Raw genomic sequence first — 16,746 nt, 5'->3', positions numbered from 1 at the left:
ACTGCACTACTCCAGCATGGAAAGACCGGCACTGGATGCCGGCCGCCTGAGGGCAGCCCTGGTGGCCCCGAATGGTCCGTTGGCCGCGCTGGAGGTAGTGGAGGAGACCGGCTCCACCAATGCCGACCTGGCCGACGCCGCACGGCTGCGCCCCTGGGAAGCGGCGGACCTGACCGTCCTCACCGCTGAACTCCAGACCGCGGGCCGCGGGCGGATGGACCGCAGCTGGGTTGCGCCGGAACGTTCCTCATTATTTGTCAGCGTGCTGCTGCGTCCCGTAAATGCCTCCGGGCGCCCTCTGCCCACCATGTCCTACGGCTGGCTGTCCCTGCTTGCCGCCCTGGCCATGGCCGAGAGCGTCGCCGCGCGCACCGGCGTCGAGGCGCGCCTGAAATGGCCGAACGATGTCATGGTCGACGGCCGCAAACTTGCCGGTGTGCTGGCACAGCTGGTGCCCGCGTCCGACGGCGGCCCGCCCGCCGTCGTGGTCGGTGCCGGGCTGAACGTCAGCCTCACGGATGACGACCTGCCTGTTCCCACCGCCACCAGCCTGCTGATGGAGTACGCTTCCACCACCGACCGCAACATCCTCCTGCAGGATTACCTGCTGGCGTTCACCGCCCGGTACCGGTCGTTCTGCTCGGTCGACGGCGACCCGGAAGCCGTTGCATCCGGTGCGTCGCTCCGCGATGAGGTCACCGCACGCCTGGACACCCTCGGCCGCGCCGTGAGCGCCCAGCTGCCCGGAGGCGGCGTCCTTACCGGCCGCGCCGTGGCCCTGGCACCGACCGGTGCGCTGGTGATTGTCGACGACGCCGGCGCCACCCACACCGTCAGCGCGGCCGACGTCGTGCATCTGCGGCCCGAGCCGTCGTGAGGGCACCACTGAACCGCCTGCGCGGAGGGGTGCCGTGCGCCTGAAACTCTCTCCCGGCGAGCACATTATTGCCGCCGGCCGGCCGCATGCCCGCTCACTGTGGAAACCGCTGGTGCTTGCCGGAACCACCGGTGCCCTGGGTGGATACGCCATCGGATGGCTGGGGCGTGACTCGCTGCCCGGACAGCTGGGCGAGTGGAGCCCCTACCTGCAGGTCGCCGCCGTCGCCCTGGCCGTGCTGGTGCTGGCCCGCTACTGTGTTCCGCCCGTGCTGCGCTGGCTGGCTGGACGCATCATCCTCACGGACCGGAGACTGATCCAGCGGCAGGGAGTGCTCCTGCGCCGTGAACACGAAATCGCCCTTGCCGCCATTTACCAGCTGGAAATCCGGCAGTCCGTGCCGGACCGGATGCAGCGCAGCGGAACGCTCATCCTCGATCTGGGACACGGGCGGATCATGCAGTACCCCGCGGTACCCGAGGTGCACCGTTTCCGCTCCATTGTGGTCTCTGCCATCGGACAACTGCCGCTGACGGCAATGTTCGATGGTGTAGATATGGAAGGTGACGGGCAATACGACTACGAAGGGAGGGACGATGACTGACGCGCACGGCGGATTCGGCCCCGCAAACCACCCCGAACCGATACCGCAGCCGGTGGACGCCACGCCGACGCGACGTCCCGACTACTCGCTGGCCAGTACGGGCACCGAGATTGACCGCGAGGACGTGCGGCGGCTGGAAGCCCAGTTGCTGGGCGGCCCGCGTACCCTCCGGCGCCGGGAGGCCGCTGCCGAGGCAGGGGTGTCCCTGCTCTCGGCCCGCAAGCTCTGGCGGGCCATGGGGTTTCCAAACCTCGACGACGACGCAGTCTTCTTCACCGAACAGGACCGCGAGGCCCTGACCACCGTCATTGAGCTGGTGCGCGATGAGCAGCTCACCGAGGAAGCGGCCATTTCCATCATGCGGTCCATCGGGCAGATGACGGACCGGATGGTTGTGTGGCAGGTTGAAGCGCTGGTGGAGGAAATGGTGGTGCGCCGCGGCATCACGGACGCCGAAGCCCGCAAGCGGCTGGTCGAAGCCCTGCCCGATCTGATTGAGCCGCTGGAAAAGACCCTCGTTTATGCCTGGAAGCGCCAGCTCAATGCTGCTATTCAGCGCCTCGCCCTTCGTGCAGAGGCCGGACTGGCGAGCCACGACGACGGTGCCTCCGACGACGCCCCGCTGCCGCTGGCCCGGGCGGTGGGTTTTGCGGATCTTGTTTCCTACACCAGCCTTTCCCGGCAGATGAATGAGAAGACGCTGGCCCAGATGGTGCAGCGCTTCGAACACATGTGCGCGGAGATCATCTCGGTGGGTGGCGGACGGCTGGTGAAGACCATCGGCGACGAAGTCCTCTTCAACGCGGAAAGCCCCGAGGCCGGAGCCGAGATTTCGCTGGCGCTGGCCAAGGCCTTCACCGAGGATGATCTGCTGCCCTCGGCCCGGGTCTCACTGGTCTGGGGACGGGTGCTCTCGCGGTTGGGCGATATTTACGGTCCCACCGTAAACCTCGCGTCCCGGCTGACGTCCCTGGCCGAGCCGGGCACCGTCCTTACCGATGCATCCACCGCCGCGGCGCTGAAGGACAATCCCAAGTTCGTGCTTATCCCGCACCAGCCGCGCAATGTGCGGGGCTTCGGCGAAATCCATCCGGTGACCCTGGCCCGGGGGACCGGTTCGGGGCTGGTGCTGGACTAGCGACGCGGTTCCGTCACGGCGGAGCGGCAGGTGCCTGCGTCGGCTAGGGTATTCAAGAGACCTCGTAAGCCAGATCACTTTTGTGAACCTTCCGGATAGGGCGTGAATGAACTCCGACGAAACGACATCCCCGGATACTGACGTGCATGCCGTTTTTGGTTATGCGTCCGACCGGGGACTGCGCCGCGAACTGAATGAGGATTCACTTATCGCCGCCGATCCGATCTTTGCGGTCGCGGACGGTATGGGCGGCCACGAGGCCGGGGAAGTGGCCAGCAGCATCTGCGTGCGGACCCTGGGCGATTCCCCGATTGTGGGGAAGCACCTGCCCGAGTTCTCCCCCCAGCAGTTGGAGGCCCTGATCCTGGAGGCCGACGAACGCATTCGTACAGCCACCGGCGGACGTGCCGGAACCACGCTGACCGGTGCCGTTCTGGTCCGGGAAGGGGGACGGCCCCACTGGCTGGTGTTCAACGTGGGCGATTCCCGCACCTACCGGGTAAACCACGGGGTGCTGGAGCAGGTCACCGTGGACCACAGTGAAGTCCAGGAACTCGTGGACCTGGGGCAGATCACTGCCGCCGAAGCCCTGGTACACCCACGCAGGCATGTGGTGACGCGGGCCCTGGGCACGGGCAATGACGCCGAGGCGGATCTGTGGCTTATTCCGGTGGAGGCCGGCGACCGGCTCGTGGTCTGTTCCGACGGGCTGACCGGCGAGGTGGCCGACGAACACATCGAACAGATCCTTGCGTCCGCGGAGAACCCGCAGGACGCGTGTGCTGCCCTTGTGCAGGCCGCGCTGCGTTCGGGCGGACGGGACAACATTACGGTCCTGGTGGTGGACGCCGTGGGCGGTCCCGACCGTTCCGAATCCGCCGCCGTCACGCTGCCGGGAACGCCGGACCCCGCTGAGCCTAATAAGCTTGACGAATAACAACCGCACCACACTGAAGGAGCCGCAATGAGTACTGACCCGGATATGGAAGAGCGCCGCCTTAGTGACTGGAGCAGGCGCCTGACGCAGGCGCTGCAGATCCTCGATCTTGAAGTGGACCACAAGATGCTCGTGGAACTCGGGGAGAAGTCGGCCCAGACGGTGTCCGGCAACGCAGGCGTGATCAGCGCCTTCGTCGTTGGGTATGCAGCCGGACTTACCACCACCAGCGGCCGTAAGGGCGCAGACGAGGCCGTCCAGAAGGCTGCCGATACTGCTTTCCAGCTGGCCGAGACCGGTATCGACGGACCGGATAATCCGGGTTGGAAGGGCTCTGCCCAGTAAGCAGCCGCGTTAGATACACAGAGTTAGACACACAACAGGCCAGGACCGAAGTCCTGGCCTGTTGTGTATGCGGGATCAGGCGGTGGCTGCCGCGTGGCGCATCTTATCCTCGGGCTTGGCGTCCGGCTGCGCAGCCGGTTCCACCCGGACCACTACGGCCTTGGAGACCGGGGTGTTGCTGCCCTCGGCTACATGGTCCATCGGTACCAGGACGTTGGCCTCGGGGTAGTAGGCGGCGACGCAGCCCTTGGGGGTGGGGTAGGAAACCACCCGGAAGTTACGCACCACCCGCTCGACGCCGTCCTTGTAGACACCGTGGATATCGATCTGCTGGCCGTCCACCAGACCGAGTTCCTCAATATCCCCGGAGTTCATGAACAGGATGTGGCGGCCGCCCTTGATGCCGCGGTACCGGTCATTGTGTCCGTAGATAGTGGTGTTCCACTGATCGTGGGAGCGCAGGCTCTGCAGCAGCAGCGTGCCTTCCGGACGCTCAACGGCTTCGAGGTCATTGACCGTCAGGACGGCCTTGCCCGTGGGCGTGTTGAAGGTCCGCGAATCGCGGGGACCGTTGGGGAGCACGAACCCGCCGTCCTGGCGGATCCGCTCGTTGTAGTTTTCGCAGCCTACAACCACGCGGGAAATGTGGTCCCGGATCAGGTCGTAGTCCTTCTCGTAGCCTGCCCAGTCGGCATCGATCTTGTCACCGATCACCAGGGCGCCGAGGCGCGCCACGACGGCTGGCTCGGAGAGCAGGTTCTTGGACACCGGCTTCACTCCGCCGTGCGAGGCATGCACCACGCAGACTGTGTCTTCCACGGAGACAAACTGGCGGCCGGACTCCTGGTCGTCGAATTCCGTGCGTCCCAGGACCGGAAGGATGAGTGCTTCCTTGCCGGTGACGAGGTGCGAGCGGTTCAGCTTGATGGACATCTGGACCGTCATATCGGTCTTCACCATGGCGGCTTCGGCGAACTGCGTGTCCGAAATGGCGGAGATCAGGTTTCCGCCCAGTGCCATGAAGAACTTGATGCGTCCGTCATGCATCCGGTAGAACGTTTCGACGGCGTCGGCCCCATGCTCGCGGGGCGGGTCGAAGTTGAACTCCTTGCCCAGCGAATCGAGGAACGCCGGGGGCATCTGCTCCCAGATGCCCATGGTGCGGTCGCCCTGGACGTTGCTGTGCCCGCGGATCGGGGCGGCGCCGGCGCCAGGCTTACCGATGTTGCCACGCAGCAGCAGCAGGTTGATGATCTCCTTGATGGTGGCGACACCCTTTTTCTGCTGGGTGATGCCCATGGCCCAAGTGATGATCACCTTTTCCGCACGCAGGTAGCGGTCGGCCAGCTCGTCGATTTCCTCGACGCGCAGCCCGGTTGCTTCGAGGACTTCGGCGTCGTCGAGCAGCATGATGTGTTCCTTGAGGTCCGCGAGGCCCTCGCAGTGCTTTTCCAGGAAGTCGTGGTCAAGGACCGTTCCCGGATTCTTTTCCTCGGCCTCGAAGACCCGCTTGGAGATGGCCTGGAGCAGGGCCATGTCGCCGCCGAGCCGGATCTGCAGGAACTGGTCGGCCAGTTCCGTGCCCTTGCCGGCGATGCCGCGGGGCTTCTGCGGGTTCTTGTAGCGCTTCAGCCCTGCTTCGGGGAGCGGGTTGACGGCGACGATGTTGCCGCCGCTGCGCTTGCAGTGCTCCAGTGCGGTCAGCATGCGCGGGTGGTTGGTGCCCGGGTTCTGGCCCATCAGGATGATCAGGTCGGCTTTTTCGAAGTCGTCATAAGCCACCGTGGCCTTACCAATGCCGATGGTCTGGCCCATGCCCCAGCCCGAGGACTCATGGCACATGTTGGAGCAGTCCGGCAGGTTGTTCGTACCGTAGGCGCGGATGAACAGCTGGTAGAGGAAAGCGGCCTCGTTGGAGGTACGCCCGCTGGTGTAGAACGCGGCCTCGTCGGGGGAGTCCAGAGCCTTGAGTTTGTCGGCCACAATGCCGAGCGCCTCATCCCAGCCAACGGGACGGTAGTGGTCTTCGCCCGCAGGCTTGTACAGAGGCTCGGTGAGCCGGCCCTGCATACCCATCCAGTATTCGCTGCGTTCGCGCAGTTCGGTGAGGCTATGCTCTGCCCAGAACTCCGAGGGAATAACCACAGGAGTGGCTTCCCACGTAACGGCCTTGACGCCTTCTTCGCAGTATTCGAACGGGCTGCGGTCCTTCGGATCCGGCCAGGCGCAGCTCGGGCAGTCAAACCCGTGCTTCTGGTTCATGCGGAAGGTGGTACCGAGGGCACGGGAAAGACCCATGTGCTCGATGGCAGGCTTCATGGAGTGGTAGACAGCAGGGATTCCCGCCGCCCATTCCTTCGGATGGCCCTTAACCTGTATCTCGTTCTCGTCTACTTCTTTTACGCGGGGTTCATTCTTGGCCACGCCGCACTTCCCTTCATTGCATAACTTCAGGGCCACCGAAGCGGCTTCTGCCTCTCCCGTAGTTTACCTATGATCAGGCCTAGCAGCCCCGGCGCACCGCCCGCAAGCGTTGCGGGGTGTGCGGACATTGATCCCGGGGCGGGGGTGCAGGGCAGAACCAGGGGCGGCAACAGAACCCGTGGGGAAGCCTTCCGGCTCCCGCAGAACAGGCCCGATGGGGCAAGATTGGTTAGGTGAGCACAGCCAAGACATCCCCGGAAACCACGGACACCGCAGCCGCCGTTGAGTCGGTCAGCACAGATACCCCGCCGGCAGGGGACCTGCGCGAGGAGTACCAGGTACTGGCCGAACAGGTACGCCGCTACCGCTTCGCGTACTACAACGACGACGCGCCGCTGGTCTCGGACGCTGAGTTTGACCGGCTCTACCGCCGCCTCGAAGAGCTGGAGGGGCTGCACCCCGAGCTGGTCACCAATGATTCACCCACTCAGGAAGTGGGCGGCGAGGTGTCTTCCGCCTTCGCGCCGGTGGAACACCTGCAGCGCATGTACAGCCTCGAAGATGTCTTCTCCCTGGATGAACTCGACGCCTGGGTACGCAAGGCCGAGGCCTCCGTGGCCAACATTGCTCCCGGCACGAAGATCAAGTGGCTCACCGAGTTGAAGATCGACGGACTTGCCGTCAATCTGCTCTACCGCAACGGTGAACTGGTCCGGGCCGCCACCCGCGGCGACGGCACCACGGGCGAGGACATCACCCACAACGTGCTCACCATCACCTCCATCCCCCGCACCCTCAAGGGCGAGAACCTGCCGGCGGAAATGGAAATCCGCGGCGAGGTCTTCATTCCCTCGAAGGAATTCGCACACCTGAACGAAACCATGGTCGAAGCGGGCAAGGCCCCCTTCGCGAACCCGCGCAATGCCGCCGCCGGTTCGCTGCGGCAAAAGGATCCGGAAGTCACTGCCCGCCGCCCGCTGAGCATGTACGTGCACGGCATCGGAGCCCGCGAAGGCCTCAACGTGGCCAGCCAGTCCGAAACCTATGAGCTGCTGAAGCAGTGGGGATTGCCGACGTCGCCCTATTACAAGGTGCTGGACACCTACGAAGAAGTACTCAAGTACATTGCCGACAACGGCGAACACCGTCATGACCTCTCGCACGAGATCGACGGCATTGTGGTCAAGGTCGACGACTTCGGCCTGCAGCGTGCCCTGGGTAACACTTCCCGTGTTCCGCGCTGGTCCGTGGCGTACAAGTACCCGCCGGAGGAAGTGAATACCAAGCTGCTGGACATCCGCGTGAATGTCGGCCGCACCGGGCGGGTCACGCCGTACGGGATGATGACGCCGGTGCTGGTTTCGGGGTCCACGGTGGAAATGGCCACGCTGCACAACCAGGACGTGGTGAAGGCCAAGGGGGTGAAGATCGGCGACACCGTGGTGCTGCGGAAAGCCGGTGACGTGATTCCGGAAATTGTGGGTCCCGTCGTCGCGCTCCGGGACGGCAGCGAACGCGACTTCGTGATGCCCACGCACTGCCCCTCCTGCGGCACGGAGCTAAAGCCGGCGAAGGAAGGGGACGTGGATATCCGCTGCCCCAACTCCAAGTCCTGTCCCTCGCAGCTGCGTGAGCGCGTGTTCCATCTGGCTGGCCGCGGCGCGTTCGACATCGAAGCGCTCGGCTGGGAAGCGGCCATTGCCCTTACCTCGCCGGCCGAACCGGAAACCCCTCCGCTGACCAGCGAGGCGGGTCTGTTCGACCTGAAGATCGAGGACCTGGCCGAGGTGCGGATCGAACGGCCAAAGCGCGTCAAGGGTGTAGTGGACGGCACCGAACTGGTGCCGTACTTCTACACGAAGGGCACGGCCAAAAAACCGTCCGTGCCCAGCGCCACGACGCACAAGCTGTTCACCGAACTGGAGAAGGCCAAGACCCAGCCGCTGTGGCGGGTTCTCGTGGCGTTGTCCATCCGGCACGTGGGCCCGACGGCTGCCCGTGCGCTCGCCGGGTCCTTCGGCTCCATGGAGGCCATCCGGTCCGCTACGGAAGACCAGCTGGCCCACGTGGACGGTGTCGGGCCCACCATCGCCGCCGCGCTGAAGGAATGGTTCGCCGAGGACTGGCACCGCGAGATCGTGGATGCCTGGGCTGCCGCCGGAGTGCGGATGGCCGATGAACGGGACGAAGCCACACCCCGCACCCTGGAGGGCCTGACCGTCGTCGTGACCGGCACGCTGCCGAACTTCAGCCGGGACGAGGCGAAGGAAGCCATCCTGACCCGCGGCGGCAAGGCTTCCGGTTCGGTTTCCAAGAAGACCGACTATGTGGTGGCCGGGGAAAATGCCGGCACCAAGCTCGACAAAGCCGAGCAGCTGGGCGTGCGTGTCATCGACGAAGACGGCTTCCGGACGCTGCTGGCCGAGGGGTCTGTTCCCGGCGGGGCAGGGCCGGCTGCTGAGTCCGAGCCTGCTGGAGAATCCGAATGATGCCGCTGCCCGATGCGGCGGATCCGCTGGAACTGCTTGAGGTGGCCCGTGAAGCTGCGGCAGCCGGTGCCGCGGTGCTCGCCCAGCGTTCCACCGGCGGCCTGAACGCGGTAAACAAAAGCGCCGACGGCGACTGGGTCACCGATTTCGACACCGCCGCCGAGGTGGCGGTCCGGGAGGTCCTGGCCCGCCTGCGCCCGCACGACGTCGTGATGGGGGAGGAGCTGGAGCCTGCGGTTCCTGTGCACCCGTCCGGCATCCGCTGGTCCATCGATCCGCTGGACGGCACCACCAACTTCATCCGCGACATCGTTTATTACGGCACGTCCGTTGCGGCGGTGAACGACGACGGCGAGTGGCTGGCCGGCGTCGTCCACGCTCCGGCGCTGGTGCGGGTGTATTCGGCGGCGCGCGGGCATGGTGCCTGGTTGGCCGCGCACGGCAACGTGCGGAGGCTGACCGGTCCCGACACGCAGCGGGTGGGCAAGGTGCTGGGGACCGGGTTCTCCTACGACGCCGGGGTTCGTGCGGAGCAGTATGCCGCTTTGCCGGATCTGGCGGGGAACTTTGCCGATGTGCGGCGGCTCGGGTCTGCCGCCCTGGACCTTTGTATGGTCGCGGACGGGACACTGGACGCCTACATCGAGCGGGGTCTCAACGAATACGACTATGCTGCCGGTGCCCTGATTGCCGAGGAAGCGGGCGTGCGGGTGCAGCGCCCGCCGCAGCCGGCCAACGACGCCGAGCGGCTCGACGCGGTCACGGCTGCCGGGATTGTGCTGCCGGAGTAGCGCGCCATTCATCGGCCAGGAGCGCGTAACGGAGGTCGTCGAGCCAACGGCCCGAGCGGTGCAGGGACCCCTGACGGGACCTCCCCTCACACCGCATACCCACCTTTTCCATCACCCGCCAGGATGCGGTGTTGTCGGCGAAACACTCCGCGACAACGCGGCGCAGGCCCAGTTCCTCGAAACAGATGCGCACAAGTTCGGCCACTGCTTCGCTCGCATACCCCCGCCCGGCGAATTCCGGAGCTATGGTGTAGCCGATCTCCGCCTGCGTGCCGCGCGCCAGTTCCTCTACTTCCCGCTGGGCCCAGGCGTCCTGGCGGGCGAGATAGAGGTCACCGACCAGGGTTCCGGCTTGTTCCACGACGAGGATGGCGGCCAAACGCTCCGGCTGGCTAAGCCGCTCCACGAAGGCATCCATATCCGTGGCCCGGGCTGTTATCCATTGAGCGACCTCGGGCGTCCGGCGGTACTCAAACATGCGCGGCAGGTCTTCGACTACGGCGGGGCGGATAGACAGGCGTGGGGTGAGGACGGGCCAGCGGGGGCCGGGAGGATTGGCGGTCATGGCACCATCATGACCTATCCCCGTCCCCGGAGACGCCGGGATGTTCCGGCAGCCCGCTAACGTCGGGCGGCGATAATGATCTCCCGGCTCTCCGCTGCCAGGAACGGGCCGCCTTCCCAGTCCCCGAACCAGTCGACAGAAGTGAAGCCGGCCCGGTCCAGCAGATCCTTCAGTACCTCGGCCCGCACGAACTTCAGCGTGCTGCGGCTGACGAACCGTTCGCCGTCGGACCGGAAAACGGTGCGGTCCTCGAAGGTAACCAAAACACCGTCGGGCTGGTCTTCAGCCGCGATCAGCTCCCATTCCACCTCCAGCGTTCCCGCTGAGGAATCCTGGATCGCCGGTCCGGCCCTGCCGCTGTCCCACTCCAGCCAGGCCTTCGCCGTTGGATTGCGTGTCTCGAAATAGAAGGTTCCCCCGGGTACGAGCCGGGACCGGACGGCTGTCAGCGTCTCGAGAATCTCGGCCTCTGTCAGCAGGCACTGGAACGCGTGCCCGGTCATCAGGGCGGCATCAAACGGACCCGGAGGCAGATCCGGCGCGGCGCCCTGCAGCCAGGTAATATTCCCGCCGCCGTCGCGCGAACGCGCCACCTCCAACATCCCGGAGGCCGGATCGACGCCGGTCAACGTGTGTCCCGCCTGCGCCAGACGCACGGCGAAACTGCCGGTACCGCATCCGACGTCGGCAATCCGGAGCGGCTTATCGCCGATCAACCCTGCGTAGAAGTCGGTGTCCCACTGCCCGGCATTGTCTTCGTCATAGAGCGCCACCAGCCGCGGCTCGCTGTAGAACGTGTCAACCATCATTCCCCCGGATTTCCGACTGTTGACCCGAATCCTACCGGGATTAAGCCCTCAGGAAAGGACGGTCCGGAGCAGCCGTTTTGCGCGTTCGAGCGGCGGATAATTTATCCGATGCATCCAGTGCAGCACTGACTCACAGGAGGAATACGCATGCCTCGAAAAGCACCCCCGGCCCCGCGGAAGACTATCCACGGGACCTCCGGGCCCGGGCTGCCCTCGCAGTCGCCGCCCGCGCCCCAGGCCGTGCCCCAGACTCCACCGGACCTGGACGCCGCCTACTTCGCCCGCCTGATCGATGAGCGGATGGAGCACACCCGAGAGCAGATAAGTACGCTGACGGCAGTCATCCGGGAAGTCACGCTGGCCGCCAAGGATATTCCCGCAGACGACGAACATGATCCCGAAGGAACCACCGTGTCCGTGGAACGGGCCAACGAGGTGGCCCTGCTCGCCGCAGCGGAAACGTCCCTTCTGGAACTGATGGAGGCACGCGAACGCCTGAACACAGACGCTTACGGAATCTGTGAACGGTGCGGGACCCCCATCCCGGCAGCAAGGTTGGAGATCCGTCCGGAAACCCGTTTCTGCGTGGAGTGCGCGGCCGCCCGCCGCCGGTAGCGCGCGGCCGCCTGCCGCCGGTGGTGCGCGGCCGCCCACGGCGCGGAACCATGTGCGCCGCCTCACCGCTGTCCGGAGAGCCTCCCGGACGGGGATAGAATCTACGTGCACTTCAACCATGACCTTAAGGATTCGTACCACGCATGAGCATCACCATCCGGCTTGCCACCGAGGCTGACTATGAAGACATCCGCCGGATCACCCGTGAGGCTTACCTGCACGGCAACCACATCGAAGCCGACAATCCGTACGTCAAGGAACTGGAAAACGTAGAGGACCGGGCCAAGCACACCGAGCTCTGGGTCGCCGAGCTCGACGGCAAGGTGGCGGCCTCTGCCGCCATTACCTACACCGGCCAGCCCTACACGGACATTGCCATTGAGGGCGAACTGGAATTCAGGATGCTCGCTGTTGACCCCGCCCTCCAGCGCGGGGGAGTGGGCCGCGCGATGGTCAACGCCATCGTCGACTACGCCCGGAACAAGGAAGGCATCGAGGCGGTCAGCCTGACCAGCATGACCACCATGAAGAAGGCGCACGCCCTTTACCTGTCCTGCGGGTTTGAACGGGTTCCGGAGCGGGACTGGACCGTTCCCGGCGAAGACTACATTCTCTGGGTCTTCCGCAAGGCGGTTTAGTTCTCCGTCCAACACACGGCCCCTGCCGTCCCGGCGCCCGACGGCGGCGGGACGGCTTTTGCATGTCGGCGGGCATGTGGCGGCGGCCTCCATGCCGTGCCCCCGGACGCCGTAGACTGGAACCGATACCGGTGAAAGCCGAAACACGTTCCTATAAGACGCATGGGAGACTCATGTCTGAGATCAATCGTGAGGCTGTGGCGCATCTTGCGCGGCTGGCCCACATTGAGATGACCAACGACGAGCTGGACAAGATGGCCGGCGAACTCGATGTCATCGTGGATTCGATCAAATCCGTAAGCGAAGTTGCCGGCGAGGACATCCCGGCGACCTCCCACCCCATCCCGCTGGTCAACGTCTTCCGCGAAGACGTTGTGGGCCAGACGCTGACCAATGAAGAAGCCCTGTCCGGCGCCCCGGACAATGCCGCCGGCCGCTTCAAGGTCCCTGCCATCCTGGATGAGGAGTAAAAGCTTCCATGAGTGAACTGATTACATCAAGCGCCGCACAGCTGGCCGCCAAGCTGGCCAGCGGTGAGGTATCCGCCGTCGAGGTTACGCAGGCCCACCTGGACCGCATCGCCGAGGTCGACGGCGCCATCAACGCCTTCCTGCACGTCAACACCGATGAAGCGCTGGCCGTTGCCGCCGACGTCGACAAGGCCCGCGCCAACGGCGAGGACCTGCACGAACTGGCCGGCGTGCCCATCGCCATCAAGGACCTCATCGTCACCAAGGGCCAGCCCACCACGGCAGGCTCCAAGATGCTCGAGGGCTGGATGAGCCCCTACGACGCCACGGTGATCTCGAAGATCCGTGCCGCCCGTATGCCGATGCTCGGCAAGACCAACCTGGACGAGTTCGCCATGGGCTCCTCCACGGAACACTCCGCGTACGGCCCCACCCGCAACCCGTGGGACCTGGACCGCATCCCGGGCGGCTCCGGCGGCGGCTCAGCTGCCGCCGTCGCCGCCTTCGAAGCACCGCTGGCGCTGGGAACCGACACCGGCGGATCCATCCGCCAGCCGGCCGCCGTCACCGGTTCAGTGGGCGTGAAGCCCACCTACGGCGGCGTCTCCCGCTACGGTGCCATCGCCATGGCTTCCTCGCTGGACCAGATCGGCCCGGTTTCCCGGACCGTGCTGGACGCTGCGCTGCTGCAGGAGCTCATCGGCGGACACGATCCCCGCGACTCCACCTCCCTCACGGATCCGGTAGGTGCACTGGCCGACGCCGCCCGCAACGGCAACGTTGCCGGGATGCGCATCGGCGTCATCAAGGAACTGCAGGGCGAAGGCTACGAAGCCGGCGTCCAGGCCCGCTTCACCGAGTCCCTCGACATGCTGCGCGACGCTGGTGCCGAAATCGTTGAGGTGTCCTGCCCCAACTTCAAGTACGCACTCGGTGCCTACTACCTGATCATGCCGTCCGAGGCCTCCTCGAACCTGGCCAAGTACGACGGCGTCCGGTACGGCATGCGCGAGCTGCCCGCCGAGCCGCCGCTGACCATCGAACGCGTTATGGGTGCCACCCGCGCCGCCGGCTTCGGCGACGAGGTCAAGCGCCGCATCATCCTGGGTACCTACGCACTCTCCGCTGGGTACTACGACGCCTACTACGGCTCGGCCCAGAAGGTGCGCACCCTGATCCAGCGCGACTTCAACGCCGCGTTCGCCCAGGCCGATGTGCTTATTTCCCCGACCTCGCCGAACACGGCCTTCAAGCTGGGGGAGAAGCTGGACGATCCGCTGGCGATGTACCTGAACGACGTCGCCACCATCCCGGCCAACATGGCCGGCGTCCCGGGTATCTCCATTCCCGGCGGCCTGTCCGACGGCCTGCCCGTCGGCATCCAGTTCCTGGCCCCGGCCCGCGAAGATGTCCGCCTTTACCGTGCCGGTGCAGCCCTTGAGGGCATGCTGGAACAGAAGTGGGGCGGCCCGCTGCTGGCCTCGGCACCCGTACTCGGAGGAGTGAAGTAAATGTCCGTCCACATCCAGGATGAAACCCTGTCCTTCGAAGAGGCCATGGAGAAGTACGACCCGGTACTGGGGTTCGAGGTCCACGTGGAGCTGAACACCAAAACCAAGATGTTCTCCGACGCCCCGAACATCTTCGGCGACGAACCCAACACGGCCGTCACCCCGGTGGACCTGGGCATGCCCGGCGTCCTGCCGGTCGTGAACAAGAAGGCCGTGGAGTACTCGATCCTCATTGGGCTCGCGTTGAACTGCAAGATCGCCGAATCCTGCACCTTCGCCCGGAAGCAGTACTTCTACCCGGACACACCCAAGAACTTCCAGACGTCCCAGTACGAAGACCCCATCGCGTACGACGGCTACCTGGACATTGAGCTTGAAGACGGCACCATGTTCCGCGTCGAAATCGAACGCGCGCACATGGAAGAAGACGCCGGCAAGCTCACGCACATGGGCGGCGCCGCCGGGCGTATCCAGGGTGCCGACTTCTCCCTGGTCGACTACAACCGCGCCGGCGTGCCGCTGGTGGAAATTGTCACCAAGCCGATCGAGGGCGCCGGATCGCGTGCTCCCGAGCTGGCCAAGGCCTACGTGGCGGCCATCCGGGAAATCGTGAAGAACCTGGGTGTCTCCGATGCCAAGATGGAGCGCGGCAACGTCCGCTGCGACGCCAACGTTTCCCTGCGCCCCTACGGCCAGGAAAAGTTCGGCACGCGTTCGGAAACGAAGAACGTGAACTCGCTGCGCGCCGTCGAACGCGCCGTCCGCTTCGAGATCCAGCGCCACGCCGCCGTCCTGGACTCCGGAAACGAAATTGTGCAGGAAACCCGGCACTGGCATGAGGACACCCGTTCCACCACCTCGGGCCGGCCGAAGTCCGACGCCGATGACTACCGGTACTTCCCGGAACCGGACCTGCTGCCCGTGGTCACCACCACGGAGTGGATCGAAGAGCTGCGCTCCCGCCTGCCCGAGCCGCCGGCCGAGCGCCGCAAGCGGCTGAAGGAAGACTGGGGCTACTCCGACGCCGAGTTCCGCGACGTCGTGAATGCCGGAGTTATGGAAGCCATTGAGGAAACCATTGCCGCCGGTGCTTCCGCTCAGGTTGCCCGCAAGTGGTGGATGGGTGAAGTTGCCCGCCGCGCCAAGGAAGCCGAAGTGGACCCGGTGGACGTCGGCGTCACGCCCGAGCTGATCGTCGAACTGGACCGCCTGGTCCAGACCGGCAAGATCAACGACAAGCTGGCCCGCCAGGTCCTAGACGGCGTCCTCGCCGGCGAAGGTACCCCGGAGGAAGTCATCGAGAAGCGCGGCCTCGCCGTGGTGTCCGACGACGGCCCCCTGCTTGAGGCAATCGATGCAGCACTGGCGGCACAGCCGGATGTTGCGGACAAGATCCGCGGCGGCAAGGTCCAGGCCGTCGGCGCCATCGTCGGCGGCGTAATGAAGGCCACCCGCGGACAGGCCGACGCCGGCCGCGTGCGCGAGCTGATCCTGGAACGCCTCGGCGTACAGGGCTAACGTACCGGCAGATTGACGGGGGACCCCGGCAGGCATCGTGCCTGCCGGGGTCCTGCTGTTTCATGGCCGGGAGCACACTTCGCAGGTACGCTTTCGAAATGGCCAACCTTCCCGCCGCCGAAATCTCCGCCGATCCCGCGCTGGTGCGGCAACTGGTGCTGGAACAGCATCCGGAGCTGGGCGGGCAGGCACTGCGGCAGGTGGCGAGTGGGTGGGACAACTACATATACCGCCTCGGAACCGAGTACGCGGTCCGGCTGCCGCGCCGCCGCTCTGCTGCCGGACTGACCGCGAACGAACAGCGCTGGCTGCCGCAGCTGACCGCCGGTGTCCCCGTCCAGACCTCCGTCCCGCTGTACTGCGGAACCCCGTGCGAGCTCTACCCGTGGCCGTGGAACATCACCGCCTGGTTCGATGGCCAGGATGTGTCCCTGTCACCCCGCGACCGCAATGTTTCCCTGGCCGAGCCGCTGGCCGGTTTCCTCAACGCCTTCCACCGCCCGGCGCCACCGGATTTTCCCCGCAACGCGGTCAGGGGCGGGCCGTTGTCCGGGAGGGACGAAGCAGTGCAGGGCAGGTTGAACAGCGGGATGGTGCCGCACGCCGCCCGGGTACAGGAACTCTGGGACGAGGCACAGAACATCCCGGCATGGACCGGCCCCCCGCTGTGGCTGCACGGAGACCTCCACCCGGCGAACCTTGTGGCCAAGGACAACACCCTGCAGGCCGTCATCGACTTCGGTGATCTCACTGCGGGCGACCCGGCCACCGACCTTGCCGCCGCGTGGCTGGTGTTCGACGCCGAAGGCCGGCAGAAGTTCCGCAGTGCCCTGGGCAGCCAGTACGACGGCGACCCTTACGTGTGGGAGCGGGCCCGCGGCTGGGCGGTCTGCATGGCTACGAACCTCCTGGCGAACTCCGATGACGCGCCCGGGCTGTACCTCGTGGGCTCGGAAACCCTGATGGAAATCCTCACCGGTGACCGGGAGAGGTTCTGAGCAGTGGAAAGGATCAT

Annotated in this window: 16 protein-coding genes; 13 read left to right on the top strand and 3 right to left on the bottom strand. The window is 65.6% G+C overall.

All coding sequences use genetic code 11. From position 1 onward, the window contains the following. Nucleotides 1-16: 16 nt before the first annotated feature. The 5 genes from QNO03_RS08335 (at nucleotide 17) to QNO03_RS08315 (ending at nucleotide 3,901) form a co-directional block, all read left to right on the top strand. The gene (locus QNO03_RS08335; protein ID WP_289602937.1) at nucleotides 17-877 is read left to right on the top strand and encodes a biotin--[acetyl-CoA-carboxylase] ligase; all 861 of its coding nucleotides are present in this window, start codon (nucleotides 17-19) and stop codon (nucleotides 875-877) included. Between the two features lie 34 nt (nucleotides 878-911). After that, nucleotides 912-1,481 carry a PH domain-containing protein gene (locus QNO03_RS08330; protein WP_289602936.1) on the top strand — a complete coding sequence of 190 codons (570 nt, stop codon included), beginning with the start codon at nucleotides 912-914 and terminating at the stop codon, nucleotides 1,479-1,481. Next, nucleotides 1,474-2,619, top strand: a complete 1,146-nt coding sequence (locus tag QNO03_RS08325; protein WP_289602935.1) for an adenylate/guanylate cyclase domain-containing protein — start codon at nucleotides 1,474-1,476, stop codon at nucleotides 2,617-2,619. Before QNO03_RS08330 ends, QNO03_RS08325 begins: the two co-directional genes overlap by 8 nt. Before the next feature lie 106 nt (nucleotides 2,620-2,725). After that, on the top strand, nucleotides 2,726-3,556 hold the full coding sequence (locus QNO03_RS08320; protein ID WP_229949885.1) for a PP2C family protein-serine/threonine phosphatase: 831 nt from the start codon (nucleotides 2,726-2,728) through the stop codon (nucleotides 3,554-3,556). 27 nt (nucleotides 3,557-3,583) lie between these two features. After that, nucleotides 3,584-3,901: a DUF6457 domain-containing protein gene (locus tag QNO03_RS08315; protein WP_229949890.1), complete on the top strand. Its 318-nt coding sequence runs from the start codon at nucleotides 3,584-3,586 to the stop codon at nucleotides 3,899-3,901. Between the two features lie 75 nt (nucleotides 3,902-3,976). Here QNO03_RS08315 and QNO03_RS08310 read toward each other — a convergent pair whose 3' ends face one another. Further along, nucleotides 3,977-6,325, bottom strand: coding sequence for an FdhF/YdeP family oxidoreductase (locus tag QNO03_RS08310; RefSeq protein ID WP_289602934.1), 2,349 nt, complete (start codon nucleotides 6,323-6,325; stop codon nucleotides 3,977-3,979). A gap of 233 nt (nucleotides 6,326-6,558) precedes the next feature. Here QNO03_RS08310 and ligA point away from each other — a divergent pair, with 233 nt between their 5' ends. Together ligA and QNO03_RS08300 are read left to right on the top strand one after the other, a co-directional pair. Beyond that, complete coding sequence (gene ligA, locus QNO03_RS08305; protein WP_289602933.1) at nucleotides 6,559-8,814, top strand: NAD-dependent DNA ligase LigA; 2,256 nt, start codon at nucleotides 6,559-6,561, stop codon at nucleotides 8,812-8,814. After that, nucleotides 8,811-9,605, top strand: coding sequence for an inositol monophosphatase family protein (locus tag QNO03_RS08300; protein WP_289602932.1), 795 nt, complete (start codon nucleotides 8,811-8,813; stop codon nucleotides 9,603-9,605). Before ligA ends, QNO03_RS08300 begins: the two co-directional genes overlap by 4 nt. Here QNO03_RS08300 and QNO03_RS08295 read toward each other — a convergent pair. Continuing rightward, nucleotides 9,574-10,170 (bottom strand): GNAT family N-acetyltransferase, encoded by a 597-nt coding sequence (locus tag QNO03_RS08295; protein WP_289602931.1) that lies wholly within the window; start codon nucleotides 10,168-10,170, stop codon nucleotides 9,574-9,576. The genes QNO03_RS08300 and QNO03_RS08295 overlap by 32 nt on opposite strands. A 56-nt stretch (nucleotides 10,171-10,226) precedes the next feature. Next, on the bottom strand, nucleotides 10,227-10,979 hold the full coding sequence (locus QNO03_RS08290) for a class I SAM-dependent methyltransferase (RefSeq protein ID WP_289602930.1): 753 nt from the start codon (nucleotides 10,977-10,979) through the stop codon (nucleotides 10,227-10,229). Between the two features lie 147 nt (nucleotides 10,980-11,126). On the opposite strand from QNO03_RS08290, the gene QNO03_RS08285 reads away from it, so the two are divergent. From QNO03_RS08285 to QNO03_RS08260, 6 genes are all read left to right on the top strand, one after another. Then, entirely contained in the window at nucleotides 11,127-11,594 is a 468-nt protein-coding gene (locus tag QNO03_RS08285) for a TraR/DksA family transcriptional regulator (RefSeq protein ID WP_289602929.1), read from the top strand. Between the two features lie 143 nt (nucleotides 11,595-11,737). Further along, a complete protein-coding gene (locus QNO03_RS08280; RefSeq protein ID WP_229949908.1) occupies nucleotides 11,738-12,232 on the top strand; it encodes a GNAT family N-acetyltransferase in 495 nt (164 codons plus the stop codon). Nucleotides 12,233-12,405: 173 nt separating this feature from the next. Next, complete coding sequence (gene gatC, locus QNO03_RS08275; RefSeq protein WP_227924393.1) at nucleotides 12,406-12,702, top strand: Asp-tRNA(Asn)/Glu-tRNA(Gln) amidotransferase subunit GatC; 297 nt, start codon at nucleotides 12,406-12,408, stop codon at nucleotides 12,700-12,702. A gap of 8 nt (nucleotides 12,703-12,710) precedes the next feature. Beyond that, nucleotides 12,711-14,213 carry an Asp-tRNA(Asn)/Glu-tRNA(Gln) amidotransferase subunit GatA gene (gene gatA, locus QNO03_RS08270; RefSeq protein WP_289602928.1) on the top strand — a complete coding sequence of 501 codons (1,503 nt, stop codon included), beginning with the start codon at nucleotides 12,711-12,713 and terminating at the stop codon, nucleotides 14,211-14,213. Continuing rightward, nucleotides 14,214-15,731 carry an Asp-tRNA(Asn)/Glu-tRNA(Gln) amidotransferase subunit GatB gene (gatB, locus tag QNO03_RS08265; RefSeq protein ID WP_229949914.1) on the top strand — a complete coding sequence of 506 codons (1,518 nt, stop codon included), beginning with the start codon at nucleotides 14,214-14,216 and terminating at the stop codon, nucleotides 15,729-15,731. It begins immediately after the preceding gene. A 98-nt stretch (nucleotides 15,732-15,829) separates the two neighbouring features. Continuing rightward, on the top strand, nucleotides 15,830-16,729 hold the full coding sequence (locus QNO03_RS08260; protein WP_289602927.1) for an aminoglycoside phosphotransferase family protein: 900 nt from the start codon (nucleotides 15,830-15,832) through the stop codon (nucleotides 16,727-16,729). Nucleotides 16,730-16,746 lie beyond the last annotated feature (17 nt).

Origin of the sequence: Arthrobacter sp. zg-Y877 (genome assembly GCF_030373105.1) — a bacterium.
Lineage (GTDB): Bacteria > Actinomycetota > Actinomycetes > Actinomycetales > Micrococcaceae > Arthrobacter_B.
Note: the sequence above shows the minus strand (reverse complement) of the source record. Positions and strands in the feature narration are given on the sequence as shown.

Excerpts from the sequence above, each read along its gene's own strand:
- QNO03_RS08300 (WP_289602932.1), top strand. The coding sequence starts at position 8,811 with ATGATGCCGCTGCCCGATGCGGCGGATCCGCTGGAACTGCTTGAGGTG.
- QNO03_RS08320 (WP_229949885.1), top strand. The coding sequence starts at position 2,726 with ATGAACTCCGACGAAACGACATCCCCGGATACTGACGTGCATGCCGTT.
- gatA (WP_289602928.1), top strand. The coding sequence starts at position 12,711 with ATGAGTGAACTGATTACATCAAGCGCCGCACAGCTGGCCGCCAAGCTG.
- QNO03_RS08260 (WP_289602927.1), top strand. The coding sequence starts at position 15,830 with ATGGCCAACCTTCCCGCCGCCGAAATCTCCGCCGATCCCGCGCTGGTG.
- QNO03_RS08285 (WP_289602929.1), top strand. The coding sequence starts at position 11,127 with ATGCCTCGAAAAGCACCCCCGGCCCCGCGGAAGACTATCCACGGGACC.
- gatB (WP_229949914.1), top strand. The coding sequence starts at position 14,214 with ATGTCCGTCCACATCCAGGATGAAACCCTGTCCTTCGAAGAGGCCATG.
- QNO03_RS08290 (WP_289602930.1), bottom strand. The coding sequence starts at position 10,979 with ATGATGGTTGACACGTTCTACAGCGAGCCGCGGCTGGTGGCGCTCTAT.
- QNO03_RS08295 (WP_289602931.1), bottom strand. The coding sequence starts at position 10,170 with ATGACCGCCAATCCTCCCGGCCCCCGCTGGCCCGTCCTCACCCCACGC.
- QNO03_RS08335 (WP_289602937.1), top strand. The coding sequence starts at position 17 with ATGGAAAGACCGGCACTGGATGCCGGCCGCCTGAGGGCAGCCCTGGTG.
- QNO03_RS08325 (WP_289602935.1), top strand. The coding sequence starts at position 1,474 with ATGACTGACGCGCACGGCGGATTCGGCCCCGCAAACCACCCCGAACCG.
- QNO03_RS08315 (WP_229949890.1), top strand. The coding sequence starts at position 3,584 with ATGAGTACTGACCCGGATATGGAAGAGCGCCGCCTTAGTGACTGGAGC.
- QNO03_RS08280 (WP_229949908.1), top strand. The coding sequence starts at position 11,738 with ATGAGCATCACCATCCGGCTTGCCACCGAGGCTGACTATGAAGACATC.
- gatC (WP_227924393.1), top strand. The coding sequence starts at position 12,406 with ATGTCTGAGATCAATCGTGAGGCTGTGGCGCATCTTGCGCGGCTGGCC.